The 20,044-nt window shown below is 35.8% G+C and carries 18 protein-coding genes and 2 pseudogenes; 18 read left to right on the top strand and 2 right to left on the bottom strand.

Translation table 11 applies throughout. The features are described 5' to 3' along the window. The first annotated feature begins 649 nt into the window (after positions 1-649). The 13 genes and pseudogenes from ABXH06_RS16905 (at position 650) to ABXH06_RS16845 (ending at position 9,127) form a co-directional block, all read left to right on the top strand. Positions 650-1,009, top strand: coding sequence for a hypothetical protein (locus ABXH06_RS16905; RefSeq protein ID WP_311584738.1), 360 nt, complete (start codon positions 650-652; stop codon positions 1,007-1,009). Positions 1,010-1,211: 202 nt separating this feature from the next. Beyond that, complete coding sequence (locus tag ABXH06_RS16900) at positions 1,212-1,466, top strand: type II toxin-antitoxin system Phd/YefM family antitoxin (RefSeq protein ID WP_311584741.1); 255 nt, start codon at positions 1,212-1,214, stop codon at positions 1,464-1,466. Next, entirely contained in the window at positions 1,459-1,719 is a 261-nt protein-coding gene (locus ABXH06_RS16895) for a Txe/YoeB family addiction module toxin (RefSeq protein WP_311584744.1), read from the top strand. Before ABXH06_RS16900 ends, ABXH06_RS16895 begins: the two co-directional genes overlap by 8 nt. A gap of 150 nt (positions 1,720-1,869) precedes the next feature. After that, positions 1,870-2,148 (top strand): annotated as a pseudogene (locus tag ABXH06_RS16890) (type II toxin-antitoxin system RelE/ParE family toxin). Further along, positions 2,148-2,440: pseudogene (locus tag ABXH06_RS16885) on the top strand (HigA family addiction module antitoxin). Before ABXH06_RS16890 ends, ABXH06_RS16885 begins: the two co-directional pseudogenes overlap by 1 nt. Positions 2,441-2,559: 119 nt before the next feature. Then, the gene (locus tag ABXH06_RS16880) at positions 2,560-3,018 is read left to right on the top strand and encodes a nuclear transport factor 2 family protein (protein ID WP_311584750.1); all 459 of its coding nucleotides are present in this window, start codon (positions 2,560-2,562) and stop codon (positions 3,016-3,018) included. Between the two features lie 120 nt (positions 3,019-3,138). Further along, the gene (locus ABXH06_RS16875; RefSeq protein ID WP_311584753.1) at positions 3,139-4,548 is read left to right on the top strand and encodes a serine hydrolase; all 1,410 of its coding nucleotides are present in this window, start codon (positions 3,139-3,141) and stop codon (positions 4,546-4,548) included. Between the two features lie 335 nt (positions 4,549-4,883). After that, positions 4,884-5,540 carry a hypothetical protein gene (locus ABXH06_RS16870; RefSeq protein ID WP_353518964.1) on the top strand — a complete coding sequence of 219 codons (657 nt, stop codon included), beginning with the start codon at positions 4,884-4,886 and terminating at the stop codon, positions 5,538-5,540. A gap of 202 nt (positions 5,541-5,742) precedes the next feature. Then, on the top strand, positions 5,743-6,654 hold the full coding sequence (locus ABXH06_RS16865; RefSeq protein WP_311584759.1) for a sensor domain-containing diguanylate cyclase: 912 nt from the start codon (positions 5,743-5,745) through the stop codon (positions 6,652-6,654). A 259-nt stretch (positions 6,655-6,913) separates the two neighbouring features. After that, positions 6,914-7,285, top strand: a complete 372-nt coding sequence (locus ABXH06_RS16860) for a VOC family protein (RefSeq protein WP_353518963.1) — start codon at positions 6,914-6,916, stop codon at positions 7,283-7,285. Positions 7,286-7,424: 139 nt separating this feature from the next. Continuing rightward, a complete protein-coding gene (locus tag ABXH06_RS16855) occupies positions 7,425-7,799 on the top strand; it encodes a hypothetical protein (RefSeq protein WP_353518962.1) in 375 nt (124 codons plus the stop codon). 161 nt (positions 7,800-7,960) lie between these two features. Next, positions 7,961-8,329 carry a hypothetical protein gene (locus ABXH06_RS16850; protein WP_353518961.1) on the top strand — a complete coding sequence of 123 codons (369 nt, stop codon included), beginning with the start codon at positions 7,961-7,963 and terminating at the stop codon, positions 8,327-8,329. 48 nt (positions 8,330-8,377) lie between these two features. After that, complete coding sequence (locus tag ABXH06_RS16845) at positions 8,378-9,127, top strand: hydratase (protein ID WP_353518960.1); 750 nt, start codon at positions 8,378-8,380, stop codon at positions 9,125-9,127. A gap of 61 nt (positions 9,128-9,188) precedes the next feature. Here the strand turns inward: ABXH06_RS16845 and ABXH06_RS16840 are convergent, their stop codons facing one another. Then, positions 9,189-9,965: a hypothetical protein gene (locus ABXH06_RS16840; protein WP_353518959.1), complete on the bottom strand. Its 777-nt coding sequence runs from the start codon at positions 9,963-9,965 to the stop codon at positions 9,189-9,191. A 205-nt stretch (positions 9,966-10,170) separates the two neighbouring features. Then, on the bottom strand, positions 10,171-11,835 hold the full coding sequence (gene asnB / locus ABXH06_RS16835) for an asparagine synthase B (protein WP_311584776.1): 1,665 nt from the start codon (positions 11,833-11,835) through the stop codon (positions 10,171-10,173). Positions 11,836-12,285: 450 nt separating this feature from the next. Between asnB and ABXH06_RS16830 the strand changes: the two genes are divergently transcribed. The 5 genes from ABXH06_RS16830 (at position 12,286) to ABXH06_RS16810 (ending at position 19,996) form a co-directional block, all read left to right on the top strand. After that, positions 12,286-13,482, top strand: coding sequence for a pyroglutamyl-peptidase I (locus tag ABXH06_RS16830; protein ID WP_353518958.1), 1,197 nt, complete (start codon positions 12,286-12,288; stop codon positions 13,480-13,482). A gap of 133 nt (positions 13,483-13,615) precedes the next feature. Then, complete coding sequence (locus ABXH06_RS16825; protein WP_353518957.1) at positions 13,616-14,197, top strand: hypothetical protein; 582 nt, start codon at positions 13,616-13,618, stop codon at positions 14,195-14,197. A 78-nt stretch (positions 14,198-14,275) separates the two neighbouring features. Next, positions 14,276-18,010, top strand: a complete 3,735-nt coding sequence (locus tag ABXH06_RS16820) for a choice-of-anchor U domain-containing protein (RefSeq protein ID WP_353518956.1) — start codon at positions 14,276-14,278, stop codon at positions 18,008-18,010. A gap of 89 nt (positions 18,011-18,099) precedes the next feature. Beyond that, positions 18,100-18,672: a MiaE family protein gene (locus ABXH06_RS16815; protein ID WP_311584788.1), complete on the top strand. Its 573-nt coding sequence runs from the start codon at positions 18,100-18,102 to the stop codon at positions 18,670-18,672. Positions 18,673-18,793: 121 nt separating this feature from the next. After that, positions 18,794-19,996 (top strand): glycosyltransferase family 2 protein, encoded by a 1,203-nt coding sequence (locus ABXH06_RS16810; protein ID WP_353518955.1) that lies wholly within the window; start codon positions 18,794-18,796, stop codon positions 19,994-19,996. Positions 19,997-20,044: the final 48 nt, after the last annotated feature.

Here is a 20,044-nt window from a genome sequence, read left to right as displayed (position 1 = left end):
TTTTAAAAAGAATAAAAAAGATGGGGGTATTATCCATACAAGAGACTCAAAAGGACAAATAACAGTTGGCTTTTTGCTCATTCTTCGCTAATTTTAGCCAAACTGTTTTATTGCCGCTTAAAACGGCGTTATATACATTCGGATGTTCTGCATATTAAAAAGGATTTGCTCATAAGTTTTATATTGCCATTTTTCTTGGGTTTTATGATCTGGTTTTTTTCGCCTGAAATTACAGGTAAAATTGAACCTTGGGATTCTGGAAGTTTGTATTATTTAATTTCCCTAATATTAATTGGTGTAGTTACTGGTTTGTTAAGCACAAAATATTTTTCATTGGTATATTTTGGGTGCATTTCGTTGGTATATTTGGCAGTTGTATTAAGCCAGATATTATTTTTAAATTATTTTTTACCTTATCCACCTTCACAATTTTTTGGTGTAGGTGTCATTTTTATATGCTTATCTGGTTTTATCTCTTTAAGTTGCAATATTATTGTCTCGTATATTAAATCGAACATATTGGTGAAAAATATATATAACAAGCTAATAAATAAGGACACGTAACAGTTGGCTTTCGTTCGTTCCTCACTATTTTAGCCAACTATTAATCAGCCCCTTATTTGGGCGTTATATGCAATATGGAGATCGCATGAAGTTCATCTATTTTATTATCTTATTTATTCTATTTGGTTGTTCTTCCTCAACATATTATGCTGGAGGGAAAGGAATCGAAAACTCAATTAGGAAAAGCGTTGTAAAAAGTTATACGAATAATGAAGTTTGGGAATTAAGAGCTAAACAATTGGGTTATGTCGAAGCACAGTATTGCCAAGTAGACTTTCGAGAAAATATTCCAAGTAAGAAATCATTTATTTCTTCTTTGAAGGTTAAAACTCAAAAACTTGGCGGTAATGGATTAGTTTTTGATTCATGCATTGTGAGTAGGAATGCTAGTTGTAATACTCACACATTATGTAGAGGCAGTGCTTATATAGTGACATATAAGTAGTTGCATATAATAAGCCATTACAGTAACGGGACTGCTAATAGCTTGCTCGGTTCCGCTTTGCTTCACTATTCTAGCAAACTATTATCAGCCCCTTAAATGGGCGTTAGCTGCCTTTTAAGCTCAGGAGTTGTCCTTAATATTGCACATGTATAATTAGTTGGTTAGACTTGTCTTATTAAATGTACAACTAATGAGGTGTTTTATGCGTATAGTATCGTTCACTGAAGCTCGAAATGGGCTTAAATCTGTTTTAGATCATGTCGTAAATGACGTGGATTATACCGTTATCACACGAAGAGACGCAGAAGATGCAGTAGTAATGTCGATGGAGCATTACAATAGTTTAATGGAAACGGTTCATTTATTAAAATCACCAGCTAACGCTGCGCATTTGTCAAAATCCATAGAACAATATAATTCAGGTAAATTTCAATGCCGAGATCTCGTAGATGACTAGGCAACTTGCATGGACAGATGAAGCTTGGAATGATTATGTTTATTGGCAAGGACAAAATAAAAAGACGTTAAAACGTGTTAATAAGTTAATTAGTGATTGTCAGCGTTCACCATTTGAAGGCATTGGTAAGCCAGAGCCATTAAAAGAGAACTTGTCAGGCTTTTGGTCTAGGCGAATAGATGAAACTAACCGTCTAGTGTATACAGTATCAGATTCATATTTAACAATAATATCATGTCGATATCACTACTAGTCCAAGCGGCAGCTAATAAGTTACTTAAAAGGACGCAAAACACTTGGCTTTTGCTCCTGCGATGCAAATTTTATCCAAGTATTTATGCGCCCATTAGTAAGGCGTTATATTTTTATCGATGAGTGATGCGCATCGCGCTATACTTGTGTCATGATTAAATCTTTCAAACATAAAGGCCTTAAAAAATACTTCCAAACAGGAAGTGTATCTGGAATTCAGGCCAAGCATCAACGCAAACTGCGCATGCAACTTAGTGCAATAGATACCGCACAAGAAATTGAAGATATCAATTTACCCGGTCGTAAATTGCACCCTGTCAAAGGGGAGCATGACGGGATTTAGTCTATTACTGTAAATGGAAACTGGCGCATTACTTTTGAGTTCATCGATGGTAATGCATACATTCTCAATGATGAGGACTATCACTAATGACTATACATAACCCACCGCACCCAGGCGAGTTCATCTACGATGTATATCTAGAGCCTGCAGGTTTTAGCTGTCGTTATTTAGCTAAACAATTAGATGTTGCATCATCTACTTTAAACCGAGTTCTTAAAGGCAAAGTGCTATCTCACCAGAAATGGCACTTCGCTTGTCAAAAGCAATAGGTAGAACTTCCGAGAGTTGGTTAGCAATGCAAGATAACTACGATCTTTGGCACGCGAAACAACAAATAAATTTAACCAATGTCCACGCTGTAAACTTTACAGCGGTATAAAAAATGTAATAAGTTCCTTAAACGGAAAAATAACAGTTGGCCATTGCTTCGCTAATTTTAGCGAACCATTATTTTCCGCTTAACAAAACGTTATGTGAATTATCCACTAAGGAGTATCAATGAAAGGATTACTTTTAATATTTACTTTTACTTTTAGTTTATCTGTTTCAGCAAGCGAAATTGACCTAGATGAATTTGCTCAAACCTACTTTAAAGCTATGGTCGCAACTCAAGCACCAAATGCTACGAAAGATGATCTAGAAAACTATTTTTCCTTACTTACTGATGATGTTGGGCATTCTCATTTACCATGGGTAACAGATGACTCAAGGTTGCCTGATGGAAAGGAAGCAATGCGAAAAGGAATGCTATTTTATTTAGGTGCTCATACTGAATATAATGCCGAGTTACTTGATGTATTCATTTTTAATAACTCAGCTATTGCAATCAGGTATAAGAACAGCGCTAAAGGTATTCACCCTGAAAGTAAGCAGCCTCTGGCTTATACTCAAACTATGATGGAAGTGTTAGAAATGGAAAACGGTAAAGTTGCTATTATTCGCAAATACCACGAGTAGAATTCACATAACAAGCTAATAAACAAGGAAAAAACAGTTGGCTTTCGTTTGTTCCGCGCAATTTTAGCCTACGATTTTCATCCGGTTAATGCGGCGTTTTTTCTAAAAGGAGTTAAACCAATGGCTCGAAGTTTAGTGATAGTTTTTCTGCTATTTTTTGCTAGTTGTTCGTTAGCTTCTAGTAATAAGGGGAAAGAAGATGCTACGCACAGTAAACTTGCCAGTGTAGCAAACGACATTGCATTGCAATACCATCAGATGGGTTGGTTTTCGGGTAGCCTTCGAATTACTCAGCATGATGAAGAGGTGTTTTCTTCATCTTATGGCTTTCAAGATATTGAAAACAAAATTAAGAATAATGCACAAAGCCGTTATAATCTTGGTTCAATCATGAAAGACTTTACTAAAGTTCTGATATTACAGCAGGTTGAAACTGGTAAGTTAAAGTTAAACGACACACTCGTTTCTTTTCAATTAGGATTTCAACAAGTTCATGCTGATAAAATCACTATTGAGCACTTATTAAACCACAGCGCTGGCTTTGCTGATATTTTTGTCGCCGAATATCGTCAGGATCAACTTGCATTTGATACGATAGACAAGAAGTTAACGCTGTTATTAGATAAACCCCTTTTATTCAAACCTGGCACTGATCATCAATATTCGAACTACGGTTATGTGGTGCTGGGAGCTATTATAGAAAAATTAACGGGAAAATCCTTCGAATATCTTTTAACAAACAACATCTTCAATAAAGTTGGTATGAAATCAACGACCTTTAAGCCTCGTAATTCTTTCAAACATCAGTCGATACGATATACCTACCAATATGATAACGTGTTGAGGAAAGTTGGCATTACAGAGCATCCAAGTCCAGATGGAGGGATTGAATCAACGGTTGACGATGTGCAACGGTTTTATCGAGCGCTTTTTTATTCTGATAAGTTATTGAGTAACTCATCTGCTGTTAATCGCAAAGTATTTGCAATGGATAAATCACATTGGCGCGCATATGGCGGAGGACTTGGTGTCAGCGCAGCAGTGGAAGCCAATTTAGATAATGGCTATGAAATTGTTGTACTGGCAAACACTGATAAACTAGTCGCCGAACTTATTTCTGGTCGAATTCTATCGTTTCTTAAAACGGGAAAGTATGAACCGATTAAGCCTTTAGAAAAAAACTTTGCTTACAAGTATTACCAAGATGAAGGAAAACTACAATTCACTGAGCATTTCAAAAAGGCCTATATTGATAACGGGTATACGCAGTTTATCGGTCGTACAATCAATGAATTAGGGATGGAATTACTTAGTACAGAATCATGGGCAGAGGCGTTTGATATGTTTGATTATTTGATTTCTTTATTTCCTAATGCCTCTCAAGTTTACGACAGCCTTGCGTTTGCCTATTTATCGAAAGGGGATAGTGAGTTAGCGAGCAAAACGTTTAGTAAATCGTTACAAATTGATGCCAATTTCAACAGTGATTATGTAAGTGATAATTATGGTCATAAAAATAAGATCGAATAAATATACGCTTTATTTATCCATTTTTAGCTTTTTTCTTATTGTTTTTTTGTCTATTCAGGGGTGTTCAGCAAAACTCTTATTTAGCTCAAAGCGCTACTTCAGCGAAATTCATCAACCCATGGTTTATTTAGCCCTTCAGCGGTTAAATTGAATTTTTATAAATGGCAGACATAATCATAACTAACTGATTTAATAGAATGACTTTCATGGATAACTTTTTTTTTATAGTGGAATGTTAATTTCTGTTACAAGTTACGTAATAAGTTAAGGTCGTAAATATTTAATTAATATGATAATTTTTTGTTTCTATAGTCAATAAAGTTAACAGGGTAATAATGAATAAATTACAAAAAGCAGGTGGAGTCACGGCGCTTCTTGAAGCTTGTATTTACATATCGGCTTTCGTTTTTTTTGGTGTCTTTTGGAGTTTTCCTACAGGTGCGGATGCTGGGCAGCAATTTACATTTCTTGCAGAAAATCAAATCATCTTTTCAGTAGTTAATTTTATTATGTATGTACTGTTTGGCATATTTTTGGCTGTTGTAGTGTTAGCTGTTTATGAACGGTTAAAATTGAGTAGCCTGACGCTTTCAAAAGTTTCAGCGATATTTGGCATTATTTGGGTGGGTTTAGTGATAGCTAGCGGGATGATTGCAAATATAGGTTTATCTGCTGTCTTAAAACTATCAGAGAATGATCCCGAACAAGCTTTAATTATTTGGCGGACCATTTCTTATGTTGTTGAAGGAATCGGAGGAGGCAATGAAATTGTCGGTGGCTTATGGGTGTTAATATTAAGTATTGCTGCACTCAAAGGTAAAGTATTTCATAAAACATTAAATATTCTCGGGGTTTTTGTTGGGGTTGTTGGTATTCTTACTGTTTATCCTGCTGAAATTTTTACTGAATTATTTGGAATTGCACAAATTCTATGGTTTTTTGGGGTAGGGATAACTATGCTATTAAAACGAGAAAGTTTTCACAAACAATAAAGGAAAGTTTTTGCTCTGATGAGATCAATAGTAGTTATCATTTTGAGTCATTAATTACCCAAGCATTGATTGTTAATAATTATTAAAATTTTCGAGTCTATAAATTTGTTGATTGAAATGAACGATCTTTTAAATTTTAGATTCAGGATAGTAAAGAGGTATGTAATGTTTTCTAGATGTTTGTTAGATAGTAAGAGGGGATATGGAAAATTCGTATGAATTTCTTAGCTTAGTTCTTGATTCTATCACAGAACACATTGTTGCTATTGACGAGACAGGTGACATTCAATTTGTCAATAAAAGTTGGCTAGCATTTGGTAATAAGAATGCCTGTCTTATCGGTGAAAACTGGAGTGGTGTAAATTATATTACTGAGTGTGAGAAAGCGTCGGCTTTGGGTGATGAGTTTGCCTCACATGCAGTCACTGGAATCCTTAGTGTTATTCACAAACGAAAGAACAGTTTTTATCTTGAATATCCTTGCCATAGTCCAGATGAAAAACGCTGGTTTATGATGCGCGTTAGTCCTTTTAGGACACATGGTCGAAATTATTTTGTTATATCACATCAGAATATTACCGAGAGAAAACTTGCTGAAGAAGAAGTAGAGAAGTTGGCTAGTTTAGATGGCCTCACTCAAATAGCTAATCGTAGAGCTTTTGATGATTTTCTAAAAGAAGAATGGCTAAGATGTTTCCGATTAAAGAAGACAATCTGTTTAGCCATCTTAGATTTAGATCACTTTAAATTACTTAATGATGATTATGGCCATCAATACGGCGATCAATGTTTGATAAAGGTAGCTGAATTGTTGAAAGAATTCACCAAAAGACCTAGTGATATTTGTGCAAGATATGGTGGTGAAGAGTTTGTACTTGTCTGGGGGAATCTATCGATTGAACAAGCAAGTCGATTATTACAAAAATTGTTAAAAAAAATACAAGACTTAAAAATAAGCAATAAAAACTCACCGGTTAACCAATATTTGACGGCCAGCATTGGTTTAGCTGTAATGTTACCAAATATAGAAAACGATGAATTTTTACTAACCAATAATGCAGATAAGATGCTTTATAAAGCAAAACGAGCAGGAAGGAATAGATTTGAAAGTTAATATTAAAAAGTCAAATTGTGTTTAAATAAAATTTTTTGTATTAATTGCTCTGGATTGTCATAGCAACATCTTAAAGTAACGGTTAGATTATTTAAGGTTAAAGTCTGAATCGCCATACGATTGATTATTGTTGTGAAAATATTTAAGTGGCTCAGGAGTATGTTATGGCAATGATTGTAAATTCAAAGCTATTTTTTAAGTTGAAAAAGTTACGTGACAATTTTAATTAAACATAATCATGCTATAAGGATAGTTTATTATGAATTTAGGAGCATTTTCAGTCAGTTTATCAGTGAAAAATATTGAAGAATCAAAACTTTTCTATCAGAAAATTGGCTTCGAAGTTATTGGAGATGATCAATCTCAACATTGGTTAATCCTAAAAAATGGTGATCACACGATTGGTTTATTTCAGGGGATGTTCGAAGGTAATATTATGACGTTCAACCCTGGTTGGGATAAAAACTGTCACCCATTAGAATCATTTACTGACGTGAGAGTGTTATTAAAAGAATTTGAGCAGCAAGGGCTAAATATTGCTCATAAAACTATCAATGGTGAGAGCGGGCCTGCGAGTTTTGCGCTTAAAGATCCCGATGGCAATTCAATACTAATAGACCAACATGTCTAATACTTGCATCATCTATTATTAATATTGTATTCGTGACGCTTTTTACCCGTTGATATATTTTACAACCAAGGGGATTTCTCACTAAGTATGTTTGAATACTTTAGTTTACTTAAACATGCTTTTTAGTTAAAAGTTTGATATGACAATTATTACAGCCTTTGGTTTCTTAATGATGTGTTTAAGCATCATCATGATAATTAAACCCGATTATTGGTCTGACGCGATAATTAAATTTAGCAAAAAGTCTAATTTCCATTGGTTTGAGGTGTTAAGTCGGTTTATTTTCGGGTGTGTTTTTCTTTATTATCATCAAAGTACACAAAGTCCTCTATTATTTAACATGCTTGGTTATCTATTGATCGCCGTCAGTATTGGCTTATTGATTGTCGGTGAAAATAAACATCAAAGGTTTGCCTTTTGGTCAGCAAATAAATTTAGGAAAATATTTAGACCTGCTGGCTGCTTATCATTTGTTTTTGGCCTGTATTTAATTTATATATCAAGTAATCATTAACTTAGTATTAATTATTCTGGATAACAACGGATAAAATTCTTGTGATTTTTATCTGATTAGCTTATGTTAATTAATTGAAATTACTCTATATTTTAATTGTTCTATTTAAATTTAATAATGATAAATTCTGATGGTTATTATCCGTCTATTTTGGAAGGTTTATGGGTTTTAAAACGGGTATGATTGAAGGTGCTAACATTGTTAGGATTGATTTAGTTGGTGCGGTTACTTTTGATGAACGAATTCAAGCAATTCATGAGGTCTGTACAGAACATTATAAAGTTCAAGCTAAATTTAAAATCCTGATTGATGCAAGGCAAGTCAGTAAAGAGTTAACTCAAAGTGAACAAGTGATTCTTGGCACCTATGCAGCATCTAGAGAAGAGTTAAAAAATGCATCTGTCGCTGTGCTGGTTGTAGCTAGTCAAATTGTTCATTCACATGCAATTCAAAAATCATCAGAATTAGGCCATGAAATAAAACTATTTCATACTGAAAATGAAGCCTTGATCTGGTTAAATTCGAAATAATCAGACGTGTTATTTAACTTCTGATTTTACCCATTTTATGGAGTCTGTATGACAGCTTTCACTCAAGCGGCTCAAACACTGCTTAATCGTCGTCAATTTGGTGTAAAAGCCCCTCGATTAGACGAATCCATTCGTCCTAATTCCATTGAAGATGCGTTAGCAATACATGATGAAATGGCGACTATTGAGCCTGTGAGAGGCTGGAAATGTTTATTACCGCCTGCCGAAGATAAAATTATTGCTGCCCCCATTTTTAATATGCAACAACACTCTTCCACAGTCACTTTATTGGAAGATAACCTCGTTGCTCGTGTTGAACCTGAAATTTGTTTCGTGCTTGGTAAAGACTTACCTGCTAAACCTTCAAACTATACTGAAACAGAAATAACAGCAGCTATTGGTAGTGCCCATATGGCCCTTGAACTCATGCAAAGTCGTTTTGCCGATGATGCAGGGCAAAGCTTTTATGAAAGTTTAGCCGATTGTATGTTAAATCAAGGCGTTTACCTTGGTCCTGAAATAGATAAAACTACTGCAATTAATTTACAAACGATAACAATAAAAGTGGCCCAAGGTGAAAACATTAGAACACTTGAAGGTAAACACCCTAATAGTCGCGCCGTTGATGGTTTAATTTGGTTAGTAAATTTTATGAATCAACGAGGAATAGGGTTAAAAGCAGGAGCTGCTATTATTACAGGATCTTTTAAAGGTATTGTTGAAATGGCATTTGATATTGAAACGACTATATCTTATGAAGGCATCGCCGATTATTCAGTGACGTTTAAACGAGCTTGATAGGGTAGAGTTCAATTAAACAGGGAGAAGTTCATTGCTAAACTTCTCCATTTTAAAGTCACTATAAACTAGGAAGCACCGTTTTCTGAGCTTGGTTTTCTCTTTCTATTTTTTCTAACCGTTCGATTAATAACGTTATCGACATTTCAAGTTGATTAACACTTGTCGCAATTTCCATTTGTTGGTTATCTCTGCCTGAAGACTTTTCTTCAAGCGTTGAAATTAGCGTGTTTAATTCGGCAATTTTTGGTTGTAAATTATTAGCTGCCGATATTTGATCAGCTAATGCGGTAATATTAAATTCTGCCGAAGTAAGTTTATCACTGACGTTATCAATGGCGGAATTGGCCTGGCTGATTTGTTGGCTTTGGTTTTTATTTAAGGTGTCTTGTTTGATACTTGTTGAGCGCAAAGCTTTAATTTCACTTTGATTTTTACGCCATGCAGACGCCCACAGTTTATCCATTTCACTCCAAAGCTTTTCGGTTTTTTCGCTAATCGCTTCAAGTTTAACCTTTAACGCTATGGTGGATTCACCCATTTCTTCACCCGTGGCGGAAAGTTGATTTTCTAATTGTTGGATCCTGTTTTCAGATTCGCCAATTAATTGTTGAAGTTTTAAGTTTTCTTGATAAAAAAACCATGATGCACCCGCTAAGGCGAGATAAATTATCAATGTGAGAACAACATTTACCGGAGATGATTTCGTGTCAGAGCTAGTGGTTTTATCTAGTTGTTTACTGTTTTTTGTTTGAGCCGAGCGCGAAGCATTCACGGCTTTGACTTGATCATGATCTAAAGTAATAGATGGGATTTCAGGTTCGACACGATTAGACAAAATAATACCTATATGAAAATTAAACAGCTAATAGGTAACTTTAAAACAAAATGATGAAATATTTAACAAGTTATTCAGAAAAAAACGTATATTTTATAAAAAAAACCGATGAATAAGTATATTCATCGGTTTTTTGTAAAGTTATAGGCTTAAAGTCAAAGTGACATGGAAGAATTACCTAATCTCTCTCTTTATATAAAGTAGCTTAATAACTTTCGTTATGAACACTTAATACAGCTCGACCAGAAGGGTCCGCATTGTTTTTAAAGCTTTCATCCCATGCCAATGCTTCTTGAGTACTACAAGCAACAGATTTTCCACCAATAACGCAATCGGCAGCACTTGGTAATGGATACTTCTCTTCAAAAACACAACGGTAAAAGTATGCTTCTTTACTGTCTGGTGTATTTACTGGAAATTTATATGCAGCGCTTTCAAGTTGTTGATCAGTGACTTGTGTGTCGATAAAGGCTTTTAAACCATCAATCCAGTTATAACCAACGCCATCAGAAAATTGTTCTTTTTGGCGCCATAATATTTCTTTTGGTAAATAACCTTCAAATGATTCACGTAAAATTGCTTTTTCCATTTTACCGTTGCCACACATTTTATCTTGTGGATTAATGCGCATAGCAACATCCATAAAGTTTTTATCTAAGAAGGGTACCCGAGCTTCAATTCCCCAAGCCGACATAGATTTGTTCGCACGCAAACAATCAAACTTATGTAAGCGATCAAGTTTACGGTTTAATTCTTCATGAAATTCTTGTGCATTCGGTGCTTTGTGGAAGTATAAGTAACCACCAAAAATTTCGTCGGCCCCTTCACCGGAAAGCACCATTTTTATGCCCATCGCTTTAATTTTTCGGGCCATAAGATACATAGGGGTAGAGGCACGTATTGTTGTGACATCGTAGGTTTCAAGGTGATAAATGACTTCTTTGAGTGCGTCGATACCTTCTTGCTCAGTAAAAATAACGCTGTGATGAATTGTTCCAATACTATCTGCAACAGTTTGGGCTGCAATTAAATCTGGTGAGCCTGCTAAACCACAAGCGAAAGAGTGAACTTTTGGCCACCAAGCTTCGGCTAAGTCATTGTCTTCTATACGGCGTGAAGCAAACTTTTGCGTGATTGCTGAAATTAAAGATGAATCTAGCCCGCCAGAAAGTAATACACCATATGGAACATCTGTCATTAAATGACTTTTTACTGACTCTTCTAATGCTTCACGAATTTTTGTTGTACTAGTGGTGTTATCTTTAATGGCATCGTACTTATGCCAGTTACGTTTGTAATACTTTTGAACTTTACCAACTTTACTATCAAGAATATGTCCCGGAGGGAATTCTTCAACGGTTTTACAAATAGGCATTAAGGCTTTCATTTCTGAAGCAACATAAAAATTACCATCTGCGTCATAGCCAGTATAAAGTGGAATAATACCGATATGATCACGAGCAATTAAATAGCTATTGTCGTCAGCGTTATAAAGACAAAAAGCAAACATGCCTTGCAGTTTGTCAACAAATTCTGCGCCAAATTCTTCATACAAAGGTAAAATCACTTCGCAATCAGAGCCTGTTTGAAATTGATAATCAACATTTAATGTTTTAGCGAGCGTTTTATGGTTATAAATTTCGCCATTAACGGCTAAAACATGGGATTTGTTTGCGTTATATAAAGGTTGAGCACCATGTTCTGTGTCAACAATAGAAAGTCGTTCATGCACTAAGATCGCATTCTCATTATGATAAATGCCAGACCAATCTGGACCACGGTGACGTAATAAACGAGAATATTCTAAAGCTTTTGGGCGTAATATTTCAGCCCCTGATTTTATATCTAATATACCAAATATCGAACACATTGAAGCGCTACTCCTTAATATAGTTTTGATTTATACAATTATAATAAATTGATTGTGGACAGCTAAAGGGTTGTTAAGTGCGTGCTATTTTCAAAAGGTGGAAATAATAACGACAAAAACAACAGTAAGTGGAACTTAACTGTTGCAAACACTTTGACAGCATCTAAATAAAAATCAAGCGCTAATTTGAACTTTTTGTAATTTAATTACATTTCTTGATGTCTCATTTTTAAAGGGCTATGAGGGAAACCCTTTAAAATAAGTGGCTAGAGAGTTATTACTCTAATTTTAATCCAAATAACAGGATATAGATTGATTTAATATTTTTAGTCGATTGTTATTATAAGGGTGTTAACTTTTAACCGAGTCTACTATCATTGTTAAACACCAAGTAATTGAATAAACGTAAAATCTTTTATTTCACCATCATATTTACTGAGAATAACCCTAATGAAACTTTGTTTAAAAACCAGCTTTATTATTGCTACGCTAATTTTATCGCCAATCACTATGGCTACTGCTGTGCTGGCCACTGAAGTTGATGAACGTTTACTTAATGTTGAAGAATTAAGAATTGATAAAGCCAAAAAACAAATGCCACAAGTATTTAAACCATTGGCAAACAGAGTTGAGCAATACCGCAAACAAATCAATCAAGCCAGAAATTTAACTGCACTGACCCAAATCACTATTCGTCATAGTGAAAAACTGTGGCAAGAAGCGGTCAAGTCGTTTGATGAAGTAGGGCGATATGATGACCGATCTTTATATTGGGCTCGTTTACAAATGCGAAAATCCGTGCAGTTAAGTGCTGCATATCAACAATTATTACCGATGCAACAACAACGTTTATTGTGGCAGTTAGAATTGCTTTCTCGTGGTAAGAATGATGTCAAATTTGATAAAGGGACAGATAAAAAAATACTTATTACAGGCTTTGATCCATTCTTTCTTGATAGAAACATTAATCAAAGTAATCCTTCTGGGGTTGCCGCGTTGGCGTTAGACGATTTGGTGATCAGTCGTGACGGTAAAAGTGCGGAAATTGAAACTTTAATTGTCCCTGTACGTTTTGCCGATTTTGATCAAGGTATGATTGAAACCTTACTTGCTCCTTATTATCGTCAAGTTGATATGATCATCACTATCAGTATGGGACGTGATAACTTTGATTTAGAACGCTTCCCAGGTTTACGCAGAAGTGCTAAAGTGCCAGATAATTTAAATGTATATACGGGTGCCACTGCCCAACAACCTTTGCTTCCTATTTTTAAAGGCAATAATTTGCCGTTGGATGAATTCGTTGAATTTAGCTTACCGGTAAAAGCTATGCAAAAAGCAACAGGCAAATTCAAAATTAATGATAATAGAAAAGTCACAACTTTACGCCAAACCACCTTACAGCAACCAATAATGGCAATGTCATTAAATGATTTAAAAGGATCGGTGTCCGTTCAAGGTAGTGGCGGTGGCTATTTATCTAATGAAGTTTCTTACCGTAGTATTGTTTTACGAAATAAACTCAACCCGGTCTTGCCGGTTGGTCATATTCATACGCCTAGGATCAAAGCTTACCAACCTAAAATGTCTGCTGATATTGTTAAACAAATTAAACAAATGTTAAATCATGCGATAAGCGCCATATAGTCCAAAGAGGAAGTAAGTAGCTTAATGTGATAACAACTCTTGTTGTTATCACACTGATAAAATTATGGTGTAATAATTGCATTTGTCTTCGATTAATAAACCTCGTTATAAAATTGACAGATGAGTGAAAAATATGACCTTAAAAAAACAGTGTTTAATAGTAAAATCTCTACAAGTATTAACGCTTTCTACCTTGATGGCTTTACCGAGCCAAGCGATAGAAACAAATTTTTCATTACATCAGGGCAGTGAATCTAACACTCAAGGTATTTCATTAACGATTTCTGACAGTATTAGTAGAGGCAGTAATTTTTATTGGAATGTCGGATACAGTTATTTAGACGACGTTAAAGTTGAGTGGAACCAAAGTGATTTGTTTTTCAAAGTAGACACTGTTGATGCCATCATTAGTTATCGCTACAAACCTAGATCGTACAACCAAACGATGAAAAATTTTACTTTTGAATATCAACTTGGTGCCACTATGGCACTCACTGAAAATAAATTTATTTGGCCTGAGCTAAATGAAGAAAAATACTTTAGTGAAACAAATGATATCAATGCCATGCTTGGTTTTAATGTTCATTATGATATGAGTAAAAACACCTCTGTAAATGTTGGTTTTAGATATCATCCAAGTTTTAGTGAGTTTGAAGATATCACCAGCCTCTATTTTGGTTTTACCTATAAATTTGGTAATCAATTTGGTTATTAATTTAGCCTGAAAGTTCTAAACTATAATGAAGAAAGTTATTTCAACTATATCGTCAGTGATGCAACTGTAGGAAAGTTTATGCCGTCTAAATCCAAAATTGCTGCTTTTATCTTAATCAACGCTATTTGTTTTCATAGCCATTCTGCTTTTGCTGTTGCTTGTCCTGTTCCTGCACCTGTAAACGATGCCGATGGTGATGGTTATGACGATAGTTTTGATATCTTTCCCAACGATATTACCGAATGGTATGACACTGATTTAGACGGTATCGGCAATAATGCTGATACTGATGATGATGGTGATGGTATAGCCGATAACATTGATGATAACAATGACGGTGATCCTGTTGTCGATTTTCATGATCCTTTTCCTGAGGATGCCACGCGTTGGTTAGATTTTGATGGCGATTGCCTTGATGACAATGAAGACACCGACGATGACAATGACGGAACGTTAGATATCTTTGATGCTTTTCCGCTGAATGCTTCTGAATTTGAAGATACTGACAGTGACGGGATTGGTGATATTGCTGATAATGATGACGATGATGATGGTGTTATCGATATTTATGATGATTTACCAAAAGATCCTCTTGAACAAGTTGATACTGACAGTGATGGAATTGGTAATAATGCCGATCCTGATGATGATAACGACGGCGTTTTAGATGCAAATGATGCATTTCCACTCGATAATTTAGAAAGCGTTGATCTTGACGGCGATGGTTTAGGCGATAACGCAGATAGTGATAATGACGGTGATGGTTTTGCCGATGCCATAGATGTATTTCGGGATAACCCCGATGAATGGTTAGACAGTGACAGTGATGGTGTCGGGAATAATGCTGATTTTGATGATGATAACGATACCGTTTTAGATGCTGATGATGCTTTTCCGTTAGACCCTAATGAGTCTATTGATACAGACGGCGATAGTATTGGTAATAATGCCGACAATGATGATGATAATGACGGTATTGCAGATGGCAACGATGCCTTCCCGTTAGATGCGAATGAATATCTAGATACCGATGCTGATGGTATTGGCAATAATGCCGACACCGACGATGACGGGGATGGATACCTTGATGGTGATGATGCTTTTCCTTTAAGAGCATCTGAATATATTGATACCGACGGTGATGGTCGTGGTAATAACGAAGATGAAGATGATGACGGTGATGGCATTTTAGATGTTAATGATCCTGAGCCATTGGATATGTTAAGAACTACCGATACTGACGGTGATGGTATCGCTAATATAGACGATTTAGATGATGACGGCGATGGTGTTAATGATGCCAATGATCTATTTCCGCTTGATCCCAATGAAACCGATGATTTTGATCGCGATGGTTTAGGAAATAACGCCGACGCAGACGATGATAATGACGGAATTATCGATTCAAATGATGATTTTGTTTTTGATAGTAGCGAGTGGTTAGATACCGATAACGATGGTTTAGGTAATAATGCTGACAATGATGATGACAACGATGGTTATATCGATTCAGATGATATCTTTCCATTAAATAATCTCGAATGGTACGACTTTGATGGTGATGGTGTTGGAGATAATGCCGATGCCGACGATGATAATGATGGTGTGTTAGATTCATCTGATGTGTTTCCCTTTGATAACAGTGAATGGGTTGACACTGATGGCGATGGCCAAGGAAACAATATTGATATCGATGATGATAATGACAGTTACCTAGATAGTGAAGATTTATTCCCGCTAAATAATCTTGAATGGCATGATAATGATATCGATGGGATTGGTAATAATGCCGATAGTGATGACGATAATGATGGCGTTTTAGATGACGAAGATGCGTTTCCGTTTGATGCCACTGAATATTTAGATACTGATGGTGATGGTATCGGCAACGTCAATGATATCGATGATGATAACGATGGCTATCTAGACTTTATTGATGAATTACCATTAAATCCAAACGAAGCCTTTGATGCTGATGATGATGGTTTAGGTGACAATGCCGATCCCGATGATGATAACGATGGCATGAGTGATGAATTTGAAATTTTATACGGACTAAACCCTCGAAATGCAACAGATGCGACGTTAGACTCTGATGGTGATGGTGTGTTAAATCATGAGGAACAGATCAATCATACTAACCCATTAGTTGATGATTATCCGCCAGAATTGACGACACCTGTGGCCATAAATATTAATGCTGAGCATACCTATACGCAATTGACTTTAGATAAATTATTATCTCTTACGCAAATTACGGCTTATGACGGAAAAGACGGCCCTAATTGCTGTGAAATTCTGCCTCTTGGTTTTGAAAACGGTGTAGCCAACTTTCAATCGGGTGAAAACTTGATCACTTGGCGTACTGAAGATCTCGCTGGCAATATAGCTACTGTTGAGCAAGCGGTGAATTTTGCTCCTTTAGTGAGTTTTGCTAAGCAGCAATTTTCTGCCGAAGGGAGTTTGGTAAAAATTCAAGTCGAACTATCCGGTGAATCGCCAAAATATCCATTAGAAATCCCTTTTAGTATTAGTGGTGATGTTGATAGCTTTGATTATCAAGTTGATGAACAAAAAGTCGTGATTGAATCTGGTGTCAGTGGTTATGTTGAGCTTTACCTGAGACAAGATAATCAACAAGAAGGGCAAGAAGAATTAATCGTGACTTTTAGTGCAAGTGTTAATAGTGCTAACAATAAGCAACATACTATTTTCATTTCTGAAGATAATATCGCCCCTCTTTCTACCATTAGTGTTTTCCAACAAGGAGAACAAGTTTCTTCTATTGTTAAAGATTTAGGTGAGGCGCACATACTACTTTCCATTGATGATGCCAATACTACCGATAAACATATTGTGAGTTGGGATATCCCCGATTTTGTCAATGCTGAAATAAGTGCTAATCAATTAAGTGTTTATATTGACCCAGAAGCGGTTGTTTTACCTGAAGATGCTCACCAATTAATCTCGTTTTCTGTCACTATTACCGACAGTGGAACTGGTGAACTTAGTCAACAACAGTTTATTGATTTAGCTTTATTTGAACAAAGAGCAAGATTAGATTCTACTGACATGGATTTAGATGGCATCCCTGATAACATTGAAGGATTTACCGACCATGACGGTGATGGCATTCCAGCTTTTATGGATAATTCTACTATTGCTTACATGCAACCTTTACATGTTAATGCTGCTCAAACTAAAATTATCGAAACCGAGCCAGGCTTGCGTTTAGGGCTTGGAAAATTTGCCAAGTTACAGTTTTCGGATGGGGTACAACTATCAGCCTTAGAAGTTGAAAATACTCAACTGATCTCAGCTGATGACTTGACGCATATCGGTGGCTATTTTGATTTTATCATTGATAAAATCGTGCCTTTTGGTCGTTCAGTATCAGTAACGATTCCTTTAACTGAAGAAATTCCTAGCAATGCCGTGTACCGTAAATATTCGATTGAAAATGGTTGGCAAAACTTTGTTGAGAATAGTGATAACTCTATTTCATCAAGCCCGTTAGTCAATGGCGTGTGTCCTTTTGCTGATAACACTAGTTATCAATCAGGGTTAAATGAAGGTGATGTCTGTATTCGTTTAACCATTGAAGACGGTGGTGTTAATGATGCCGATGGTGTCGCTAACGGTGTTATTGACGATCCAGGTGTCGTTGCTTTAATTCCAAATAGTGAAGTTGCTAAAACTGTTGATCCCGAGAAATCAAGTAGTGGCGGGGTAGTTTATGTGTTGGTGCTTTTATTATTAACTGCGTTCGTGCATAGAGCTAAACACTTGCTTTGCAGTATCAACCGAATTTAATCAAAGAAATATTAACTAACACTTTGTCATAAAAGCTTTCATTGATAAAATGCCGGCTTATATGATCAAAGTGTAGGTTTTATTAAATAATGTTTGAATTGAAGTACAATACGCCATTTGAGTGGACAGAAGCAGTCATGGCAGATTTTGATGAATTTTTAAAAGATCATGCCGCTGCTGAAAAGAAGGCGTCAGGTATGGCAATTACTATGTTGTCGCATTATCCAGATCGTAAAACGCTAGTGAGAGCCATGGCAGATTTAGCGATTGAAGAGTTAATCCATTTCAAGCAAGTACTCAAACTTATGCAAGCGAAAGACATTCAACTGGCTAACGATTCAAAAGACCAGTACATCAAAGAAATTAGATCACTGTTTCGTCATGGCAAAGAAGTGTTTTTCATGGACCGTTTGCTTGTTGCTGGCGTGATAGAAGCGCGAGGGCATGAACGTTTCTCATTGGTAGCCCAAGCTTTACCAGCTGGAAAAGAAAAAGACTTTTATGTGGCGATAGCAAAATCAGAAGAAAAACATAAAAACCTTTTTGTGGAATTAGCTTATGAATATTTTGATAAAACAGAAGTTGATCTTCGTTTGGAAGAAATTTTAGTAGCAGAAGGGGAAATTTGCGCAAAATTACCGTTTCGTGCCGCCTTACATTAATCGTTAAAGGTGTTAAAAATTATCGATTCTGTATTTGGCTTAATACTTCACGTTATAGGATATTAAATGCCATATATTGATGATAAAAATCAATTAAACCATATTTTTTAAAGCAACTTAGATGAATAACTTTGCTAAGTACTTAACAAAATACGCTGAGGATGAAGTGAGCTTACTTGCCACGTTTCCTCAGCACAAAAATTTCTCTCATACGCTGATTATCCCAGCTTATAAAGAAAGCCCAAGTTTTATTGATTCATTTATACGCTCATCTTTAGTTGATCAAAACGTTTTGCTTATTATCGTGATCAACCAACCTGAATATGAAACCGACTCATACCCGCAGTCTGCGCTTGCTCAACATGGCTTAAGTACAGGGAAAGTTACTTGGCAGAGCGACAATTTAACGTTAGTCGACATGGATAATAGTAATTCGGCTATCTTAGTTATTGATCGCTTTACGCAGCCTATAACTAATAAACAAGGCGTTGGATTGGCTAGAAAAATTGGTGCTGATGTTGCCTGTGCTTTGATTGAACAAAAAGTTATTAAGTCAACGTGGTTACATTCTAGTGATGCAGATGCTCAATTGCCTGACAATTATTTTACAAGCTTAATGGATAATCAAAGCCACACCAGTGTCGCGGCTTGTTATAATTTTATCCATAGCTGTGACGATAAAGTCATTGAATCTGCTAATGCTATTTATGAGCAGGCGTTACGCTATTATGTAGCTGGATTAAGTTACGCAAAATCTTCATATAATTATTTTACCATTGGCAGTGTGTTAGTGTTCCGAGCGCAAGCGTATGTTACTGTTCGCGGTTTCCCTAAACGCAGTGCAGGTGAAGATTTTTATTTACTAAATAAGATTGCAAAGCTTGGCGACATACTTTGGTTAAAAAACTCTGTTCTTAGACTAGAAGCTAGAATGTCGGATCGTGTGCCTTTTGGCACTGGGCCTGCTGTTAAGCAAATTGTCGAATTATCGGAAAAAGGTCAAAGTTATCACTATTATCATCCTGTCGTTTTTGAGCGTTTAAAAAGTCTTTTGCATCACTTCTCTAGCTTGCATCAAAATCTTGATAATTTATCAGTTTGGTATAAAACAGGGAGCAATGATATTGAGTTTGCTTTAAAAACCATTGGTTTTGACGCGTTTGTCGATAAACAAAAGGGGATAAACGAAAAACAATTTAATAAACAATTGTTAGTGTGGTTTGATGCTTTTAAAACTTTAAAATTTATCCACGCTTTAAAAGATAATTATTATCCTAACATTCCGATAGAAGAAGCGATAAGCCAAGCTAATTTCGTCATCTAGGCTTTTATTTTTTGCTGGGCTAACGTTATCAAAGCTTAAAATATTAAA

It is taken from the genome of Thalassotalea sp. SU-HH00458 (assembly GCF_040362795.1).
Taxonomy (GTDB): Bacteria; Pseudomonadota; Gammaproteobacteria; order Enterobacterales; family Alteromonadaceae; genus Thalassotalea_H; species Thalassotalea_H castellviae.
Note: the sequence above shows the minus strand (reverse complement) of the source record. Positions and strands in the feature narration are given on the sequence as shown.